This window comes from Rhizobium sp. P1_B8, from assembly GCF_056406515.1.
The window spans coordinates 146,736-163,370 of the sequence record NZ_JBFTZZ010000025.1 but is presented as its reverse complement, the minus strand read 5'-3'; the positions used below and the strand labels follow the sequence as shown (position 1 = coordinate 163,370).

General features: G+C 61.8%; 13 protein-coding genes. All 13 read left to right on the top strand.

The features are described from left to right. Positions 1-429 precede the first annotated feature (429 nt). The 13 genes from AC1D2N_RS26350 to AC1D2N_RS26290 all read left to right on the top strand — a co-directional run bounded on the left by AC1D2N_RS26350 (position 430) and on the right by AC1D2N_RS26290 (position 16,606). The gene (locus tag AC1D2N_RS26350; RefSeq protein ID WP_018243390.1) at positions 430-768 is read left to right on the top strand and encodes a hypothetical protein; all 339 of its coding nucleotides are present in this window, start codon (positions 430-432) and stop codon (positions 766-768) included. A 139-nt stretch (positions 769-907) separates the two neighbouring features. Next, the gene (locus tag AC1D2N_RS26345; protein WP_003542611.1) at positions 908-1,114 is read left to right on the top strand and encodes a hypothetical protein; all 207 of its coding nucleotides are present in this window, start codon (positions 908-910) and stop codon (positions 1,112-1,114) included. A 158-nt stretch (positions 1,115-1,272) separates the two neighbouring features. Further along, positions 1,273-2,079, top strand: a complete 807-nt coding sequence (locus AC1D2N_RS26340; protein ID WP_018445866.1) for a pseudouridine synthase — start codon at positions 1,273-1,275, stop codon at positions 2,077-2,079. Between the two features lie 14 nt (positions 2,080-2,093). Continuing rightward, entirely contained in the window at positions 2,094-2,780 is a 687-nt protein-coding gene (locus AC1D2N_RS26335; RefSeq protein WP_130759090.1) for a phosphoribosyltransferase, read from the top strand. A gap of 102 nt (positions 2,781-2,882) precedes the next feature. Beyond that, complete coding sequence (locus AC1D2N_RS26330) at positions 2,883-4,622, top strand: SLC13 family permease (RefSeq protein WP_130758923.1); 1,740 nt, start codon at positions 2,883-2,885, stop codon at positions 4,620-4,622. Between the two features lie 84 nt (positions 4,623-4,706). Beyond that, the gene (locus tag AC1D2N_RS26325; protein ID WP_130758924.1) at positions 4,707-5,651 is read left to right on the top strand and encodes a phosphoribosylaminoimidazolesuccinocarboxamide synthase; all 945 of its coding nucleotides are present in this window, start codon (positions 4,707-4,709) and stop codon (positions 5,649-5,651) included. 211 nt (positions 5,652-5,862) lie between these two features. Then, positions 5,863-6,465: a TetR/AcrR family transcriptional regulator gene (locus AC1D2N_RS26320; protein WP_018243395.1), complete on the top strand. Its 603-nt coding sequence runs from the start codon at positions 5,863-5,865 to the stop codon at positions 6,463-6,465. 169 nt (positions 6,466-6,634) lie between these two features. After that, positions 6,635-7,846, top strand: a complete 1,212-nt coding sequence (locus AC1D2N_RS26315; RefSeq protein ID WP_130758925.1) for an efflux RND transporter periplasmic adaptor subunit — start codon at positions 6,635-6,637, stop codon at positions 7,844-7,846. A gap of 47 nt (positions 7,847-7,893) precedes the next feature. Beyond that, positions 7,894-11,004, top strand: coding sequence for an efflux RND transporter permease subunit (locus tag AC1D2N_RS26310; RefSeq protein WP_018445872.1), 3,111 nt, complete (start codon positions 7,894-7,896; stop codon positions 11,002-11,004). Between the two features lie 150 nt (positions 11,005-11,154). Then, a complete protein-coding gene (locus tag AC1D2N_RS26305) occupies positions 11,155-12,579 on the top strand; it encodes an efflux transporter outer membrane subunit (RefSeq protein WP_477982297.1) in 1,425 nt (474 codons plus the stop codon). A gap of 171 nt (positions 12,580-12,750) precedes the next feature. Continuing rightward, complete coding sequence (locus AC1D2N_RS26300; protein ID WP_130758927.1) at positions 12,751-13,794, top strand: LacI family DNA-binding transcriptional regulator; 1,044 nt, start codon at positions 12,751-12,753, stop codon at positions 13,792-13,794. 107 nt (positions 13,795-13,901) lie between these two features. Continuing rightward, the gene (locus tag AC1D2N_RS26295) at positions 13,902-14,822 is read left to right on the top strand and encodes a nucleoside hydrolase (RefSeq protein ID WP_130758928.1); all 921 of its coding nucleotides are present in this window, start codon (positions 13,902-13,904) and stop codon (positions 14,820-14,822) included. Continuing rightward, on the top strand, positions 14,819-16,606 hold the full coding sequence (locus tag AC1D2N_RS26290) for an adenine deaminase (protein ID WP_130758929.1): 1,788 nt from the start codon (positions 14,819-14,821) through the stop codon (positions 16,604-16,606). The genes AC1D2N_RS26295 and AC1D2N_RS26290 overlap by 4 nt, the downstream gene beginning before the upstream one ends. The last annotated feature ends 29 nt before the right edge of the window (positions 16,607-16,635 follow it).

The following is a 16,635-nucleotide window of genomic DNA, read 5'->3' as shown; positions in this document are numbered from 1 at the left end:
CCGCTAATCCGCTTGAGTTTCTTTAGAACGAAAGACTTCGTCGCCAGCAGCGCCGCCGCCCTCGTTCAGTGAGTGGGCTTATAGAACTAACCCTCCCAAACAGTCAACACACCAAACAAAAGTTTTTTGACATTTTTGTAACAGGTTGATTCCGCTGGTGTTTTGTTGATGGATATTATCCACAGGACGCGTTTTCGGAGCGGATTCTCGAAAATTCCTTTACCGACTGGTCAAAAATCCATCGGAAAGTCGCTCCCAGCTACCGAAAGATAGCGAAAAAACAGGATCTTGCGCGGATTTATGGTTAACAGAGGATTAAAGTGGCGCCAACCGGCGAGCTTTAAATTTCCGTCACAAATCAGCGGCTGAGATTTCGGAACCTATAACCGAGTTGGGTGTTGTCTTTCCCATTGAAGGAAGGAGACCAACATGGCTGCCAATACCGATGATATCAGAGCATCTGTCAGCAAGGACATTGCCGCACTCCAGCAGGAAGTCTCGCGCCTGCAGAAGATGATTTCCGCTCAGGGCGCCGAAGCCTATTACGAAGTGCGCGGCCGCGCCGGCAAGGCTTATGACGAAGCCCTGCCTCGGGCAAAGAATGCTGTCGCCCAGATCAGGGCCGAAGGCGTCGCTGCCGCCGACGCCGCCCGCGAGCATCCGGCCGCAACGACCACTGCGCTGGTGCTTGCAGGCGCAATCGGATTCCTCGCCGGATACCTGCTTTCCGGCAGCCCACAGCCCCAGCCACGCCAATGGTGGCGCTGAACACGCTATACCGACCCATAAACTAGTTTTTTACGCACCCGCCGAACGTTTTTCGGCAGGGTGCGTAAATGCTTATGTCTTACAAAAACCAATTTTTAATGTGAGCTATGGGAACATAAAAAACGAAGGGAGGACTACCATGGAAAACAAGCGAGCCAACTGCATAATCGAAGTCAGCGTCGACAGCGCCAATGGCCGCTATGCGGTCGGCATCATGAATATGCGCCAGGCACTCGATTTGCCGGAAATGCCTAGTCTGTCCTACACACATCCGGACCCGGTCAAGGCCGCCGCCGGTATCGTCGTCAGCCGTAAGGAACTGGCCGGCTTCATGGCCTGCCGCTGAGGCAGCGCCACCCTATAAAGCCGTGACGGCGCTTTACCCCAAAGCGCTGAGCCTCTTTTGCGGCGCCTGTCATTCCTCCTCGTTTTTAATTTGCCTTGCTGGCATCCTTGCGCCGTTCATGCAAGAAAGCGGCACCAAAAGCAGGACAAGGATGGCAGATGAGGGAGCGGCGCCCACCGCACAAGACGCGTGAGCGGACAAAGCCCGCCGATAACGCCGCGGCTAAGCGGGTTACCCTTCCCCGCGCCCTTTCCAAGCTCGGTTATTGCTCCCGCACGCAGGCCGAACGTCTGATTGCCGAAAATCGCGTTGCGGTCGACGGCCGCACCGTCAGCGATACCTCCGCATGGGTCGATCTTGCCACGGCAAGGATCAGTATCGATGGCCTCGCCATCGCTGCCGAAGCGAAAATCTATCTGATGCTCAACAAGCCCCGCGGTCTCGTCACCACCCGCCACGATCCAGAAGGCAGGCCGACGGTCTATGATTGCCTCAGGGATTTCGACATCCCGCATCTCTCTCCCGTCGGCCGGCTCGACAAAGCGAGCGAGGGCCTGCTGCTTTTCACCAACGACACCGAATTCGCCCAGATCCTGCTCGATCCGGTCACGCATGTGACGAAGACCTATCATGTCCAGATCGACCGCATCATGGACGACGAGGACATTGCCGCCATGACATCGGGCATCCGCCACGACGGCGAGTTGCTGACGGCGACCGCCGCGCGGCGCCTGCGCCAGGGCGACAGGAATTCATGGATCGAGGTCGAGCTCGACGAAGGCCGCAACCGCCAGATCCGCCGCATGCTGGAGGCGCTGGGAACCGAATGCCTGCGCCTCGTGCGCGTCGCAATTGGCGGGCTTGAACTCGGCGAACTGCCGAAAGGCGCCGTGCGTGCGCTGACCGAACCGGAATTGCAGGCACTACGCCGGAGAACCGGCTTGGAAAGGACGAGACGCAATTGACTGCTGTGACGGAGATGACGCTGCACGATTTCTGGCAGGAGATCCACCCGCCCGGCACCTTTGCCGGCGATGGCGAATTCACCTCTTTCTATGTCGCCGCGCTCGAAGATGGCCGTCAGCTTCGCCTGCCGATCCGTGAGCTGGCGGATGGCAATCACGCCCTCGCCTCGCTGATCGTCAACCAGGCGAGCTTCCTCGTCCTCGATACGCTTGCCGAAAGCCTCGCCGAAAAGATCAGGCCCATGCGCATCGATGTCGTCGCCGGCCTGCCGACGCTCGGCCTGACGCTGGCCGCCGCCGTGGCGCAGAAGCTCGGCCATGACCGCTATGTTCCGCTCGGCACCTCACGCAAATTCTGGTATCGCGACGAACTCTCCGTTGCCCTGTCTTCGATCACCACGCCGACACAGCAGAAACGCCTCTATATCGATCCACGCATGCTGCCGCTGCTTCAGGGACGGCGCGTCGCACTCATCGATGACGTCATTTCCAGCGGTGCCTCGATCGTTGCCGGCCTGCGTCTGCTGATGGCCTGTGGTATCGAACCCGTCGCCATCGGTGCGGCCATGCTGCAATCGGAGCGGTGGCGCGACAGCCTCGCAGCCGTCGGGCCACAATGGATCGCGCGTACCGTCAGCGTCTTCGCAACGCCCATTCTGGAGCGGAATGCCGCCGGCCGGTGGCAGGCACCACCAGCCTGACGCGAGATGTGAGGATTGTTCAATCCTGACCTGAAGGCGCCTCTGTACAGCGCATGAGGAACGATTACAGTCCGCCTGATCGATGAAACAACGGACCCGCCCATGTTCGAGCAAGCATCCCTGCTGATCCTTCTGCTGGCGATGCTCACTCTCTCCTCGCTCGATCGCATCCGCATCGAGGTGGTCTCGATCGCCGGCCTGCTTGCCGGCTATGCGCTCGGCCTTTATCCCGCCGACCAGATCTTCACGGGCTTCGCCAGTCCCGTCGTCATCACCGTCGTCGAGATCCTGCTGATCGTCCAGGTGCTCGCGCGCGCTAGGCTCTTCGACAGTCTCGCCGCCCGTTTCGCGGCCACAAGACCCTCCGACTTCACCGTCATCGCCGGCACTTCCGCACTCGCCGGCTTCATGTCCATCTTCATGAACAATATCGGCGCCTTTGCGATCACCTTGCCGGTGGCGCTACGCCTCGGCGCGACCCTGAAAATCCCCCGCCGCCAGCTCGCCATGCCGGTCTCGTTCGCAGCCCTGCTCGGCGGTCTCGTTTCGCTGATCGGCACCCCGGCCAACCTGCTCGTCAGCGATGGGCTCGCCAAGGCGACCGGAACCGGCTTTCGCTTCTTCGATTTCGCCTATGACGGCCTGCCGGTCGCCATCGCCGGAATTCTGCTCATCGCCTTTCGCGTGCAGCGCCTGTTTCCGGAGCCCGACGAAACACCGGTGACGACCTCCCCGGCCGCGCGCCGCGTCGTCGTCGAGCGTTACATCCCTGATATCTCGCCACTGATCGGCGTGCGGCTTTCCGATTGCCCGGTGCGTTTCGGCATCAAGCCGCACGCGCTGATCCGCGGCGATAATTTCGTCTTCGGTCCGCTCGACCAGTCGGTGATCGAACCGGGCGACGTGCTGCTTGCCGAGGGCGCCGATGCGGTCTTTGCCGACCTTGCCGCCACGCAGGCGCTGATGGCCGATGCCCATCCGCATGGCCTGCAGCCGGATTTCACCCATGTCGAAGCCGTCGTCATGCCGGAAAGCACGTTGGTCGGTTCGCGCGTCCGCTCGCTCGAAATCTTCCACCGTCGCGGCATCGCGGTCACCGCCCTTTCCATGCGCGCGCCACGCATCGAGGGCCGCTTCCTCGACCTGCAATTGTCGATCGGCGATATATTGACACTGGAGGGGCCGCGCCCGGCGATTTCAGAAGCGTTGGAGGAAAGCGAGTGCCTGCCACTCGCCTCGACAGCACCGGCCGAACCGGCGCTCCTTTCCTGGCGGCCCTTCGCGCTCTTTGCCTGTGGCGTCGCCGCCTCCGCGGCCGGCCTGCGTCCCGACGTCGCTTTTGCCGGCGTCGTACTCGTGCTCGCTCTGCTCAATCATCTGAACATCCGTCGGGCGATGGCCGATCTCAATTGGCCGATCATCATCATGCTCGCGGCGATGATCCCGATCGGCCAGGCGGTGGCGAGCACCGGAGCGGCCGAAACCATCGCCAGCTGGCTCAGCCTCGTCGTGCCGATCACCCATCCGCTCATCGGCATCGCCCTCATCCTCTTCCTCGCCATGGCATTGACGCCTTTTGTCAACAACGCGACGGTCGCGATCGTCCTGACCCCGATCGCTCTGGAATTCGCAAGAGCCGGCCGGCATGCGCCGGACGCCTATCTGATCGCGGTCGCCGCCGGCGCCTCCCTCGATTTCCTGACGCCCTTCGGCCATCACAACAACACACTGGCAATGGGCATCGGCGGCTACCGCTTCGGCGATTTCCTGCGCGCCGGCTGGCCGCTTGCCGTCACAAGTTACGGCCTCGCCCTGCTTCTTACCGCTCTGTTCTGGCTGTGATGCATTACCCGATCGGCTTGACTTCCCCAGCAATGAAACTAGAGCAGGAAGTCTTCACCCAATAATTAAGGACAGTCGAGCGCCGTGCGAATTCTCTCCGAAGCCCATTTCCCGGAATTGCCGAACTATTATCGCGGCAAGGTGCGCGAGAATTACGATCTTCCGAACGGACGCCGCATCATTATCAGCACCGACCGGCTGAGCGCTTTCGACCGCATTCTCACCTGCATCCCCTATAAAGGCGAGGTACTGACGCAGACGGCGCGCTACTGGTTCGAGGCGACGAAGGACATCTGCCCGAACCACGTTCTCGACTATCCCGATCCGAATGTGGTCATCGGCAAGCGGCTCGACATCCTGCCGGTCGAGATCGTCGTGCGCGGTTATCTCGCCGGCACCACCGGCACCTCGATCCTGACGCTTTATAAAAAGGGCGAGCGCGAGATGTACGGCATGCGTCTGCCCGATGGCATGCGCGACAACCAGATCCTGCCCGAACCTGTCATCACGCCGACCAGCAAGGAATTCGACGGCGGCCACGATGAACCGCTGACGCCGGCCGAAATCGTCACGCGTGGCCTTCTGACGAAAGAGCAATGGCAGACGCTGTCGACATATGCGCTCGCCCTCTTTGCTCGGGGCCAGGAGATGGCGGCGAAAAACGGGCTGATCCTGGTCGATACCAAATACGAGTTCGGCACCGACGGTGACGGCAACATTATCCTCGCCGACGAGATCCATACGCCGGACAGCAGTCGCTACTGGCTTGCCGAAAGCTATCCGGCAAGCTTTGCCGCTGGAAAACGCCCGGAAAGTTTCGACAAGGATTTCGTCCGCGCCTGGGTGGCGGAGCGTTGCGATCCCTATAAGGACGAGATCCCGGAAATCCCCGCCGAACTGATCGAGCAGACCTCGGCCGTCTACATCAAAGCCTACGAGGCGATCACCGGTGAGCGCTTCGTTCCCGACAATAGCGGCGAGACGCCGCTTGCCCGTGTCCGAACCAACCTCGCCCGCTATTTCCCTTGAAATCGCGGCACACGAAAGCCGCCGGGCCGATCATCGGCTTGCAGCATTTCGTCCAATAGCGCTAGAACGCCGCGCGCCCGAAAGGACGCGCTAAGGACGCTCTATCACTTTGAATCGGCGCATAATCCTTTCCGAAAATCGATTCCGATTTTCGGGCTTATGCGCTAGCATTGGCAAAAAGGGGTATCGGGCTCGGCCCGGCGGGGAACAGATGACAAGAAGGCCAAGACGCAAGGCCGAGGAAACGCGAGAGGACATTCTCTCCATGGCGGAGATGCTGTTTCGCGAGCGCGGCTTCGTTGCTGTGTCGATCGCCGATATCGCCGGCGCGCTCCACATGTCGCCCGCCAATGTCTTCAAGCATTTCCGTTCCAAGGTCGCGCTCGTCGATGCGATCGCCGGACGCCATCTCGACGATGCTGCCGAGCGCTTCGCAGCCTTTGATGGGAACCTGCCGCCGAGGGAACAACTGCTCCGCTTCATCCTGCGCCTGCTGGAGAGCCACCTGCAGGACATCCAGAAGAACCCTTATATCTTCGAAATGGTACTCTCGACGATTGAAGCCAAACTCGAGGCCGGCAATCGCTATCGCGCCCGCATCGAAGCGAAGCTCGGCGAGATCATCCACGAAGGCATGGCGGAGGGACGTTATCATTGCCGCGATGCCGGGAGTGCGGCACATACCGTCGCAGACGTCCTGGCCTGCGTGCTGCACCCTGTCCTGATCGCCCGCGACGACAAGGAGACGCTCGTGCGCCGCGCCGAAAAAATCGTGTGTTTCGTCGATGCCGCACTGCAAAATAGCGCTTGCTAAGTGATGATTGCTGAATTACGTCACTTCGTAAAGCTTTTCTTAAATTCGGATAACGGCATTTGGAGCGAACTCAATCCTGACGCTTATATAAGCCTGCGCTTGGTCAAGCCGAGCCCGCAGGCCCGAGCTCGTAGATTGAACGGCGATTGCCACCGCACAGGAATTCAGCATGATACGGCGTGCCCTCCTCATCTCCTCGGCCCTGGCATTCGCAGCCCTTCTCGCCGCCTGCAGCGACAATGGCTCCAAGCCGGCCGGCAATGCGGGCGCAGGCGCGGCACAGCAGGCTGCCCCCGTCGGCGTGATTGCGCTGACGAAGGGCACGTTCCCAATCACCACGATCCTGCCCGGCCGCGCCGAGACATTTCAGACAGCCGATATCCGGCCGCAGGTCAGCGGCCTCATCCGTGAGATCGCCTTCAAGGAAGGCGGCGAAATCAAGAAGGGCGACCTTCTCTACCAGATCGAGGATGCACCCTATATCGCCATCGTCGAGCAGGCCAAGGCGGCTATCTCCAAGGCGCAAGCCAGCGTGCCGAGCGCTGAAAGCAATCTCGACCGTTATCAGCGCCTCGTCGGCAGCGGCGCCACCCAGATCGAATTCGAAACAGCCAAGACGACGCTGCTCCAGGCCAAGGCCGAAGTCGAGTCGGCGAAGGCCGCGCTTTCCGCGGCACAGATCGACCTCGACCACACCAGGATCGTCGCCCCTTTCGATGGCATCATCGACCAGACGGCCGTTAACGTCGGCAACGTCGTCTCTGCCAACCAGACGACGGCGCTGACGACGATCCGCCAGCTCGATCCGATCTACATCTCGCTGACGGAATCGAGCACCAACCTGCTGAAGCTGCGTGATGCGATGACCGCCGGGGACATCAAGGGCGAAGCCAATGTCGTCTTCCACCTGATCCTGGAAAACGGCAAGGAATACAACCAGCAGGGCAAGCTGGACATGTCGAAGCAGGTGGTCAGCGAGACCACAGGTACCTTCATCATCCGCGTGCTCTTTCCCAATCCCGACCGTATTGTCCTGCCCGGCATGTATGTCCGCGCAACCGTCGAGCTTGGCGCCGAGGCCGGTTATGCGCTCCCGCAGCTGGCGACAAGCCGTGACGCCAACGGCCGGCTGACGGCACAGTTCGTTTCCGCCGACGGCAAGGTCGAAACCCGCGCCTTCGAGAACAGCTCGCCCTCCAACAATTCCTGGCTCGTGACCGAAGGCATCAAGGACGGCGATCAGTTGATCGTCAGCGGCCTGCAATCGATCACCTCCGGCATGCCGGTGAAGCCGGTCCCGATGAAGATCAATGACAACGGCGTGGTCGTGCCTGCCGAGCAGCCCGCGGCCGGTGACGCACAGAAGCCTACAGCGAAGTAATCGCTGAAGCCCCGCATCGTCACCGTCTCGTCGCACAGGAACAACCGATGGCCAAGTTTTTCATCCGACGTCCGATTTTCGCCTGGGTCATTGCGATCACCATCATGCTCGCCGGCCTGCTGGCGATCTTCACGCTGTCGATCTCGCAATATCCCGACATCGCCCCGACGACGGTTCGCATCAACGCCACCTATCGCGGCGCCAGCGCCGAGACTGTCGAGAAATCGGTGACGACGATCATCGAGGATGGCATGACCGGCCTCGACGATCTCACTTATATGACCTCGACCTCATCGACGGGTTCGGCCAGCATCCAGCTCACCTTCGGGACGAGCGCCGACCCCGATATCGCCCAGGTGCAGGTGCAGAACAAGCTGCAGCTGGTTCAGTCGCAGCTCCCAAGCGACGTCATCGATGCCGGCATCAGCGTCACCCGCTCGACCTCGAGCATCCTTCTCGTCGGCTCGCTTGTTTCGACCGACGGCAAACGCAACTCCGTCGACCTCGGCAACATCATGTCGACCTCGATCGAGGATCAGATCCAACGCCTGGAAGGCGTCGGCAGCATCAATGTCTTCGGTTCGGGATACGCCATGCGCGTCTGGCTCGATCCGTTCAAGCTGCTGAAATACCAGTTGACGCCGAGCGACGTGACGTCAGCCATCCAGGCGCAGAACACCCAGGTCTCCGTTGGCTCGCTCGGTGCCCAGCCGACGATCCCCGGCCAGCAGATCAACGTCACCATCACCGCTCAAAGCCAGCTGACCACCGTCGCCGATTTCGAGCACATCATCCTGAAGGTCGAAAAGGACGGCGCGACGGTGCGCCTGAGCGACGTCTCGCGCATCGAGATCGGTCAGGAAAGCTACGGCGGTAGTTCGCGGTACAACGGCCAGCCATCGACCGGTTTTGCCGTCAACCTTGCGATCGGCGCCAACGCAATCGATACCGCTGCCCGTGTGCGCTCCGCCCTGGAGGTCATCGGCCGCGGTCTGCCGGCAGGTGTGGAGATCACCTATCCCTACGACACCACGCCCTTCGTGGAACTGTCGATCGAGAAGGTCGTGCACACGCTGATCGAGGCGATCGTGCTCGTCTTCGTGGTGCTGCTCGTCTTCCTGCAGAATCTCCGTGCGACGCTGATCCCGACGATTGCCGTTCCCGTGGTGCTGCTCGGCACCTTCGGGGTGCTGGCGGTCACCGGTTACTCGATCAATACCTTGACGATGTTCGCCATGGTGCTGGCGATCGGTCTTCTCGTCGACGACGCCATCGTCGTCGTCGAAAACGTCGAACGCATCATGTCCGAAGAAAAGCTCTCGCCGCTCGAGGCAACGGAAAAATCGATGGGCGAGATCACCGGCGCCATTGTCGGCATTGCGCTCGTCCTGACTGCCGTCTTCATTCCGATGGCCTTCTTCGGTGGTTCGACCGGCATCATCTATCGCCAGTTCTCGATCACCATCGTCTCGGCCATGCTGCTGTCGGCGCTCGTCGCCCTCGTGCTGACGCCCGCACTTTGCGCCACGATGCTGAAGCCGGTCGGCGAACACAGGAAGCACCGTGTCGGCGACTGGTTCAACCGCAACTTCACGCGCTCGACCAACGGCTATATCAGCGCCATCGGCTATCTGCTGAAGCGGCCGATCCGTGTCATGCTGGTCTTCCTTCTGGTCGGCGCCGGCTGCGCTTATCTCTTCACCCGCCTGCCGAGCTCCTTCCTGCCGCAGGAAGACCAGGGCGTGCTGCTGACCATCGTCACCACGCCGCCGGGTTCGACCACGCAGCAGACCCAGGCGGTCGTCGAGAAGGTCGAGAAATATTATCGTGAAAACGAGAAGGACGCCGTCGATTCCGTCTTCGGCGCGCTCGGCTTCGGCTTCAGCGGTTCCGGCCAGAACAGCGCCATCGTCTTCACCAAACTGAAGGATTTCGCACAGCGCACCGATCCGACGCTGAGCGCCCAATCGGTCGTCAACCGTGCGCTGCGCAGCTTCTTTGCGATCCGCGAGGCGCAGGTCTTCGCGCTGCTCCCGCCGGCGATCCAGGGGCTTGGCGTGTCGAGCGGCTTCTCGATGTATCTCGTCGATACCGGCGGCCACGGCAACGACGCCCTGACGGCAGCCTCCAAGCGGCTGATCCAGATGGGCAACACGTCGGGCAAGATCGTGGCGCTGCGCAGCAGCAACAAGGAAGTCGAGCCGCAGATGCGCATCGTGCTGGATCAGGAGAAGATCGGCGCCATGGGCGTCGACATCGCCTCGGTCAACTCGATGTTGTCGATCATCTTCACCGGCCGCGACGTCAACGACTTCACGCTGAATGGCGAGATCAAGCCGGTCTACGTCGAGGGCGATGCGCCCTTCCGCATGCAGCCGAGCGACCTCAACCACTGGTACGCCCGCAACAATGACGGCGAAATGGTGCCCTTCTCCGCCTTTACCCGCACGGAGTGGGTGAAGGGCGCGCCCTCGCTTGCCCGCTTCAACGCCGTCAGTGCAATTCCGCTCGACGGCGCGTCCGCTCCCGGAGTTTCCTCCGGCGATGCGATGAACGAAATGGAAGCCCTGACCAATGAACTCGGCGGCGGTTATACGGTCGCCTGGCAGGGCATATCCTATCAGGAGCGCCTTTCCGGTTCGCAGGCACCGATGCTCTATGCGATCTCGGTTCTCGTCGTCTTCCTCTGCCTGGCTGCGCTTTACGAAAGCTGGTCGATCCCTTTCTCGGTGATCATGGCGGTACCCGTCGGTATTCTCGGGGCACTGACGGCGGCAACCCTCTTCGGCCAGGCGAACGACGTCTATTTCAAGGTCGGCCTGCTCACCACTATCGGGCTGGCGGCGAAGAACGCGATCCTGATCGTCGAATTCGCCAAGGATCGTATGGAAAGCGGCATGGGGCTCTACGAGGCGACATTGGAAGCAGCGAGATTACGCCTGCGGCCGATCATCATGACTTCGCTTGCCTTCATTCTCGGCGTCGTGCCGCTGGCGATCGCGACAGGCGCGGGCTCGGCGGCACAGAATGCCATCGGCATTGGCGTTCTCGGCGGGATGCTGGCGGCGACGATGCTCGGAATTTTCTTCGTGCCGTCGTTTTTCGTCGTCATTCGACGCATCTTTGCCACACGCGGTAAAAATGCGGCAGGACTGTGATATAAATGCACTGTGATAATGCAGTTGCCGTTGCTACATTGCGCCCGACTGCTTCGGAATGGTGTTTTTGGTAGAACGAGGCGCGGCGGCCGATAGTGAAGCATGAAGCTTTGGACAAGAATTGACTTGCTCGAGTACAGGATGAAATGAATGGTATCTCTTCGTTTTGCCACACCGGCATTATTGTTATTGTTGTCGGGCTGCGTTGTGGGCCCGGATCATGTTCCTCCTGAGATGCCGCTGCCCGCCAAATTCGGAGAGGGTGGGACCAAGAGTGATGGCGATGTTGCTACTGCAGCATGGTGGACCGCCTTCAAGGATTCAAGACTGAACGGCTACGTCAAGGCCGGCCTCGATCAGAACCTGACAGTTCAGCAGGCGATCGAAAGAATCAATGCAGCTTCCGCAAACGTCACCACCGCCGGCGCTGGCGGCCTGCCGAGCCTGATGGTCGGCGCCTCGCAGACGGTCAGCGGCCAGAAGGGCGAGCTGCGCACGCAGCTCGACACGCGCAACACCAGTGCCGGCGACGTCCAGCTGAGCTGGCTGCTCGATCTCTTCGGGCTTTACAAGCGCAATACGGAGAGCGCGCTTGCCTCGCTCGATTCCGCTTACGCATCGGCTGACGTTGCCAGGCTGACCCTCATTCAGGACCTTGTCTCGAGCTATATCGACGTTCGCTTCTTTCAGCAGCGCCTGGCGCTTTCGAAGGCCAACCTGAAGTCTCGCCAGGAAACCTACGAACTGACCAAGTTCCAGCTTGAAGCTGGCGCCGCCTCGCGTCTTGACGTCGTTCAGGCCGAAGGTCTCGTCCAGTCGACGCTCGCCGAAATTCCCGGCCTCGAAACCAATATTCGCATATCAGCCCATCACATCGCCACGCTGCTCGGCCTCCCGGCTTCGGCTCTTGTCGATGAATTGCTGAAGGGCTCCGGTCAGCCGGTATTCCGCGGCGGCATCACCTCCGGCATTCCGGCAGACCTGATCCGCAACCGTCCCGACATCCGGGTCGCCGAGCGTGATCTCGCCGCCGCAACGGCCAATATCGGTGTTGCCCAGGCGCAGCTCTATCCGAGCATCTCGCTCAGCGGCTCGATCTCGCCATCCTACATCAACCAGCGCGGCATCCATGGCGGCCTGACCCCCTGGTCCTTCGGTCCGACCCTCAACCTGCCGATCTTCGACGGCGGTCGCCTGCGCGCCAACGTCAAGTCGGCGCAGTCCGATGCCGCCACGGCCTACCTCAACTGGAAGTCGACAGTGCTGACCGCAGTCGAGCAGGTCGAAAACGCGCTTTCGGCCGTCCGGCGTGACGCTCAAACGGTCGCGGCACTTCAGGCCCAGGTGAAGACCACGCAGGAAACGCTCGAACTTTCCACAGCATCCTACAAGGACGGCGCCTCCTCGCTGCTCGACGTTCTTGACGCGCAGCGCCAGGTTTCGCTCGCCCAGGCAAGCCTTGCCGCATCCGTCCAGCAGATGGCCAAAGACTATGTCTCGCTGAACATCGCGATCGGCGGCGGTTTCGCCCCCGGCGGCAAAACCACCGCGCCAGTGAAGCCCGCCAAGAGCTGACCGGCGTTTGACCTTTCTGGAAATACTGAGCCCCGCGATCGTCTCGCGGGGCTTTTTCGTAGCCGCTGAATTCCGCCGCCAGATAATTGCGCAGAGGATGAATTTAGAATCGACAAGCAGAAAGAGCTAATGTATGGCCTTGATTAATCGTTTAATCAGAACGCCCCAAATATGCCTCCATCGTGCCCGGGACCGAACCTCAGCAGGATTGCGACGTCGCTCGGCGTCTCCGTCGCGACGGTCTCCAACGCGCTTTCCGGCAAGGGCCGGGTCTCCGGCCAACTGGTCGAACGAATCCGCGAGCACGCAGCCGAATTGGGTTACGTCCCGAGCCAGGCCGGCCGGGCGTTGCGGACCGGCCGCAGCGGCGTTCTCGGCCTGGTGCTGCCCGATATCGCTAACCCGCTATTCCCGAAGATCGCGCAGGCGATCGAATTCGCCGCCTCCGCCGCCGGATACGGCGTGCTGATCGCCGACTCCCGCGGCGATGTCGCCACACAGACCGAGGCGATCAACCGGCTAGTCGAGCGCGGCGTCGACGGCATGGTCATCATTCCCCGTCGCGCCACCCGCATTTCAGCCGCTGCCTGTCCGGTCGCCATCATTGACACTCCCTCGACGCCTGGAAACACCGTTGCTGCCGACCACTGGCAGGGCGGGCTCGAAATCGCCGGCCATCTCGCGGGCCTCGGCCATCGCCGTGTCCTCATCATCGGCAACAATCAGGAATCCAACGTCCAGAATGACCGTACCGGCGGCATCCGCTCCGGCCTGCGCCCGGGCATGCATTCGGAAACCCTGTGGATCGACCGGCTGGAGCAGGAGAACGGCAGTGGCTGCCCGCTCGGCCTCGCCGAAAAAGTCAGGCAGGGTTTCACCGCCTTTGCCGCCCTCTCCGACCTGCAGGCGTTGCGGGCACTGACGGAGTTGCAGCAAGCTGGCATCAACATTCCCGCCGATGTCAGTGTCACCGGCTTCGATGACCTCATCTGGTCGCCTGTTGTTACGCCGTCGCTGACGACGGTCCGGATGGACATGGATAGGATTGCCGAAATTGCCGTGTCGGCGCTGGTGGATACGATAAAAACAAGCGGCATCCGGGAGGGCGTGCTCGTTACCGCGAAGATTGAACGCGTCGCCATGCAGCTGATCGTCCGCCAATCATCCGGGCCTGCGAAACCGGCACAAAAGACTTCAGAGATGGAGAATATGTAAGATGAAAAAAGCTTTCATTGCCTCGGCAGCACTCCTCCTCGATACCTCGCTCGCCTTCGATCTGCCGGTTGCCGGCGCGGCATCCCTCAAACGGTTCGGGTGAAATCATGGGCGTTTGGATCGACACAGACATGGGCTTCGACGATATCGCCGCCATTCTGGTGGTCGTACAGTCTGAATTCGAGATCGACGGCGTATCACTGGTCTTCGGCAATACGCCGCTGCCGCAGGTGAGAATGAATGCCGCAGGTGCAGCCAGTGCCTTCGGCTGGAAATTCCCCATCCACACGGGTCGCGCCATGCCTGTTCTCGGCAAGCTCGAAACCGCTCAGGCGATCCTTGGCGAAACCGGCATCCCGACATCAGGCAAGAGCCTGCCGCAGGCGGCTGCCCTTGCCGAAAGCGATGCCTTCGCAGCACTCTGCGGCTGGCTGGAGCGCAAAGGCCAGCACCGCATCCTGGCGCTCGGCCCGCTCACCAACATCGCCGCCGTGGCGCTTGCCCGACCCGATCTTGCCGCCCGTATCACCGAACTCGTCTGGATGGGCGGCGGCGTCACATCAGGCAACCATACGGCCTCCGCCGAATTCAATGCGCTCGCCGATCCCGAAGCCCTGTCGATCGTCATCGCCCACGGCTTGCCGCTGCGCATGGTCGATCTCGACCTCTGCCGCAAGGTGCTGGCAAGACCCGAGGATGCCGAGCCGGTGCGCCATGCCGGCGGTGTCAATGCCGAACTCATCGCCGATATGTTTTCGGGTTATATCCGCATCGGCACCAGCCGCGGCCGCTCTGCCATGGCGATCTACGACCCTTCCGCCGCGGTCGCCTTCGTCACTCCAGATATCGTCAGCTTCCGCCCCGCGCGTATCGACGTCGAGCTGCAAGGTGCCCTCACCCGTGGCCGCACCGTCGTCGAGACCCGCGCCACGCATGCGACCTTCAATGCCCAATTCGCCGCCGACATCGATGCCGACATGGCGCGTGTCATCATTCTCGCCGCTTTGGTCAACGAGGCCCGCAAATGACCGCCACCCCTCGTCAGGAACCCGCCGATCTCAATGATCCCGCCTTGCGCGCCCGCGCCGTCACTGCTGCGCGCGGCGACGCCCCTTTCGACATGCTGATCACCGGTGGCCGGTTGCTCGATGCGGTGACAGGCCTGATCCGGGAAGCCGATATTGGCCTCGTCGGCGCGCTGATATCAAGCGTCCATGCCCCGGCAAGCCGCACGGATGCCGTCGAGATCATCAATGCTTCGGGCAGTATCCTGACGCCCGGCCTGATCGACACGCACATGCACATCGAAAGTTCGATGGTGACACCGGCCGAATATGCAAGCGCCGTCCTGCCGCGCGGCGTCACCACGATCGTCTGGGATCCGCATGAATTCGGCAACGTCCACGGGCTCGACGGCGTGCGCTGGGCGATCGAGGCGGCGCGCTGCCTGCCGCTGCGCATGATCCTGCTCGCGCCCTCCTGCGTGCCCTCCGCACCGGGCCTGGAACTTGCCGGCGCCGATTTCGATGCCTCCGTCGTCGCCGAGATGCTGCGCTCCTCCGCCGTCGACGGCATCGCCGAAGTGATGAACATGCGCGGCGTCATCGACGGCGATCCGCGCATGGCGGCCATCGTCAATGCCGGCCTCGCCGCCGGCAAGCTCGTCTGCGGCCATGCCCGCGGCCTCGAAGGCGCCGATCTCAACGCCTTCATGGCATCGGGCATCACCTCCGACCACGAACTTACCTCCGGTGCCGATCTCCTCGCCAAGCTTACCGCCGGCCTGACGATCGAGCTGCGCGGCTCGCACGACCATCTGCTGAAGGAGTTCGTCGATGTGTTGAACGGTCTCGGTCACCTGCCTCCGACCGTCACGCTCTGCACTGACGACGTCTTTCCCGACGAACTCCAGGAAGATGGTGGCCTCGACGACGTCATCAGGCGCTTGGTGCGCTACGGCATGAAGCCGGAATGGGCCATCCGTGCCGCGACTTTCAATGCCGCACAACGTCTGAAGCGCACCGATCTCGGCCTCGTCGCCGCCGGCCGCCGCGCCGACATCGTGCTCTTCGACGACCTCATGGAATTCCGGGCACGGCTGGTCATATCAGGTGGCCGCATCGCTGCCCGCAACGGCAGCATGCAGGCTGCCGTCCAGCAGATTGATACGGCGCCGCTTGTCAATTCGGTGAAGCTGCCGCCGCTGACTGAGAATGATTTCCGCATTCCGGCGAAGGACGAGCGCGTCCGCGTCGCCACCATCGACCGCCCGCGCTTCACGCAATGGGGCGAGGCCGAAACCGAGGTCAGGGACGGTTTCGTCGTTCCGCCGGCGGGCAGCGCCATGATCGCCGTCGCCCATCGCCACGGCAAAGCCGATGGTACCCCGCGTATCGGCTTCCTCACCGGCTGGGGTGAATGGCGCGGCGCCTTCTGTACCACTGTTTCGCATGACAGCCACAACCTCACCGTCTTTGGCGGCAATGCGCGCGACATGACGCTCGCCGCCAACGCCGTCATATCAGCCGGCGGTGGCATGGCGGTCGCCAAGGACGGCCGAATCGAGGCGATCCTGCGGCTGCCGCTCTCCGGCCTGGTGACGGATGCATCGCTGAAGGAGACCGCCTTGGCCTTCGTCGGCATCCGCAAGGCCATGGAAAAGATTGTCGACTGGAAACCACCCTATCGGGTCTTCAAGGCCTGCTTCGGCGCAACGCTCGCCTGCAATGCCGGCCCGCACCAGACGGATCGGGGAATTGCCGATGTGGTGACGGGGAAAGTGCTTGAGAGTCCGGTGCTGGAGGTTATGTAAGCCGAGACGCACAGACCATATATAAAGGG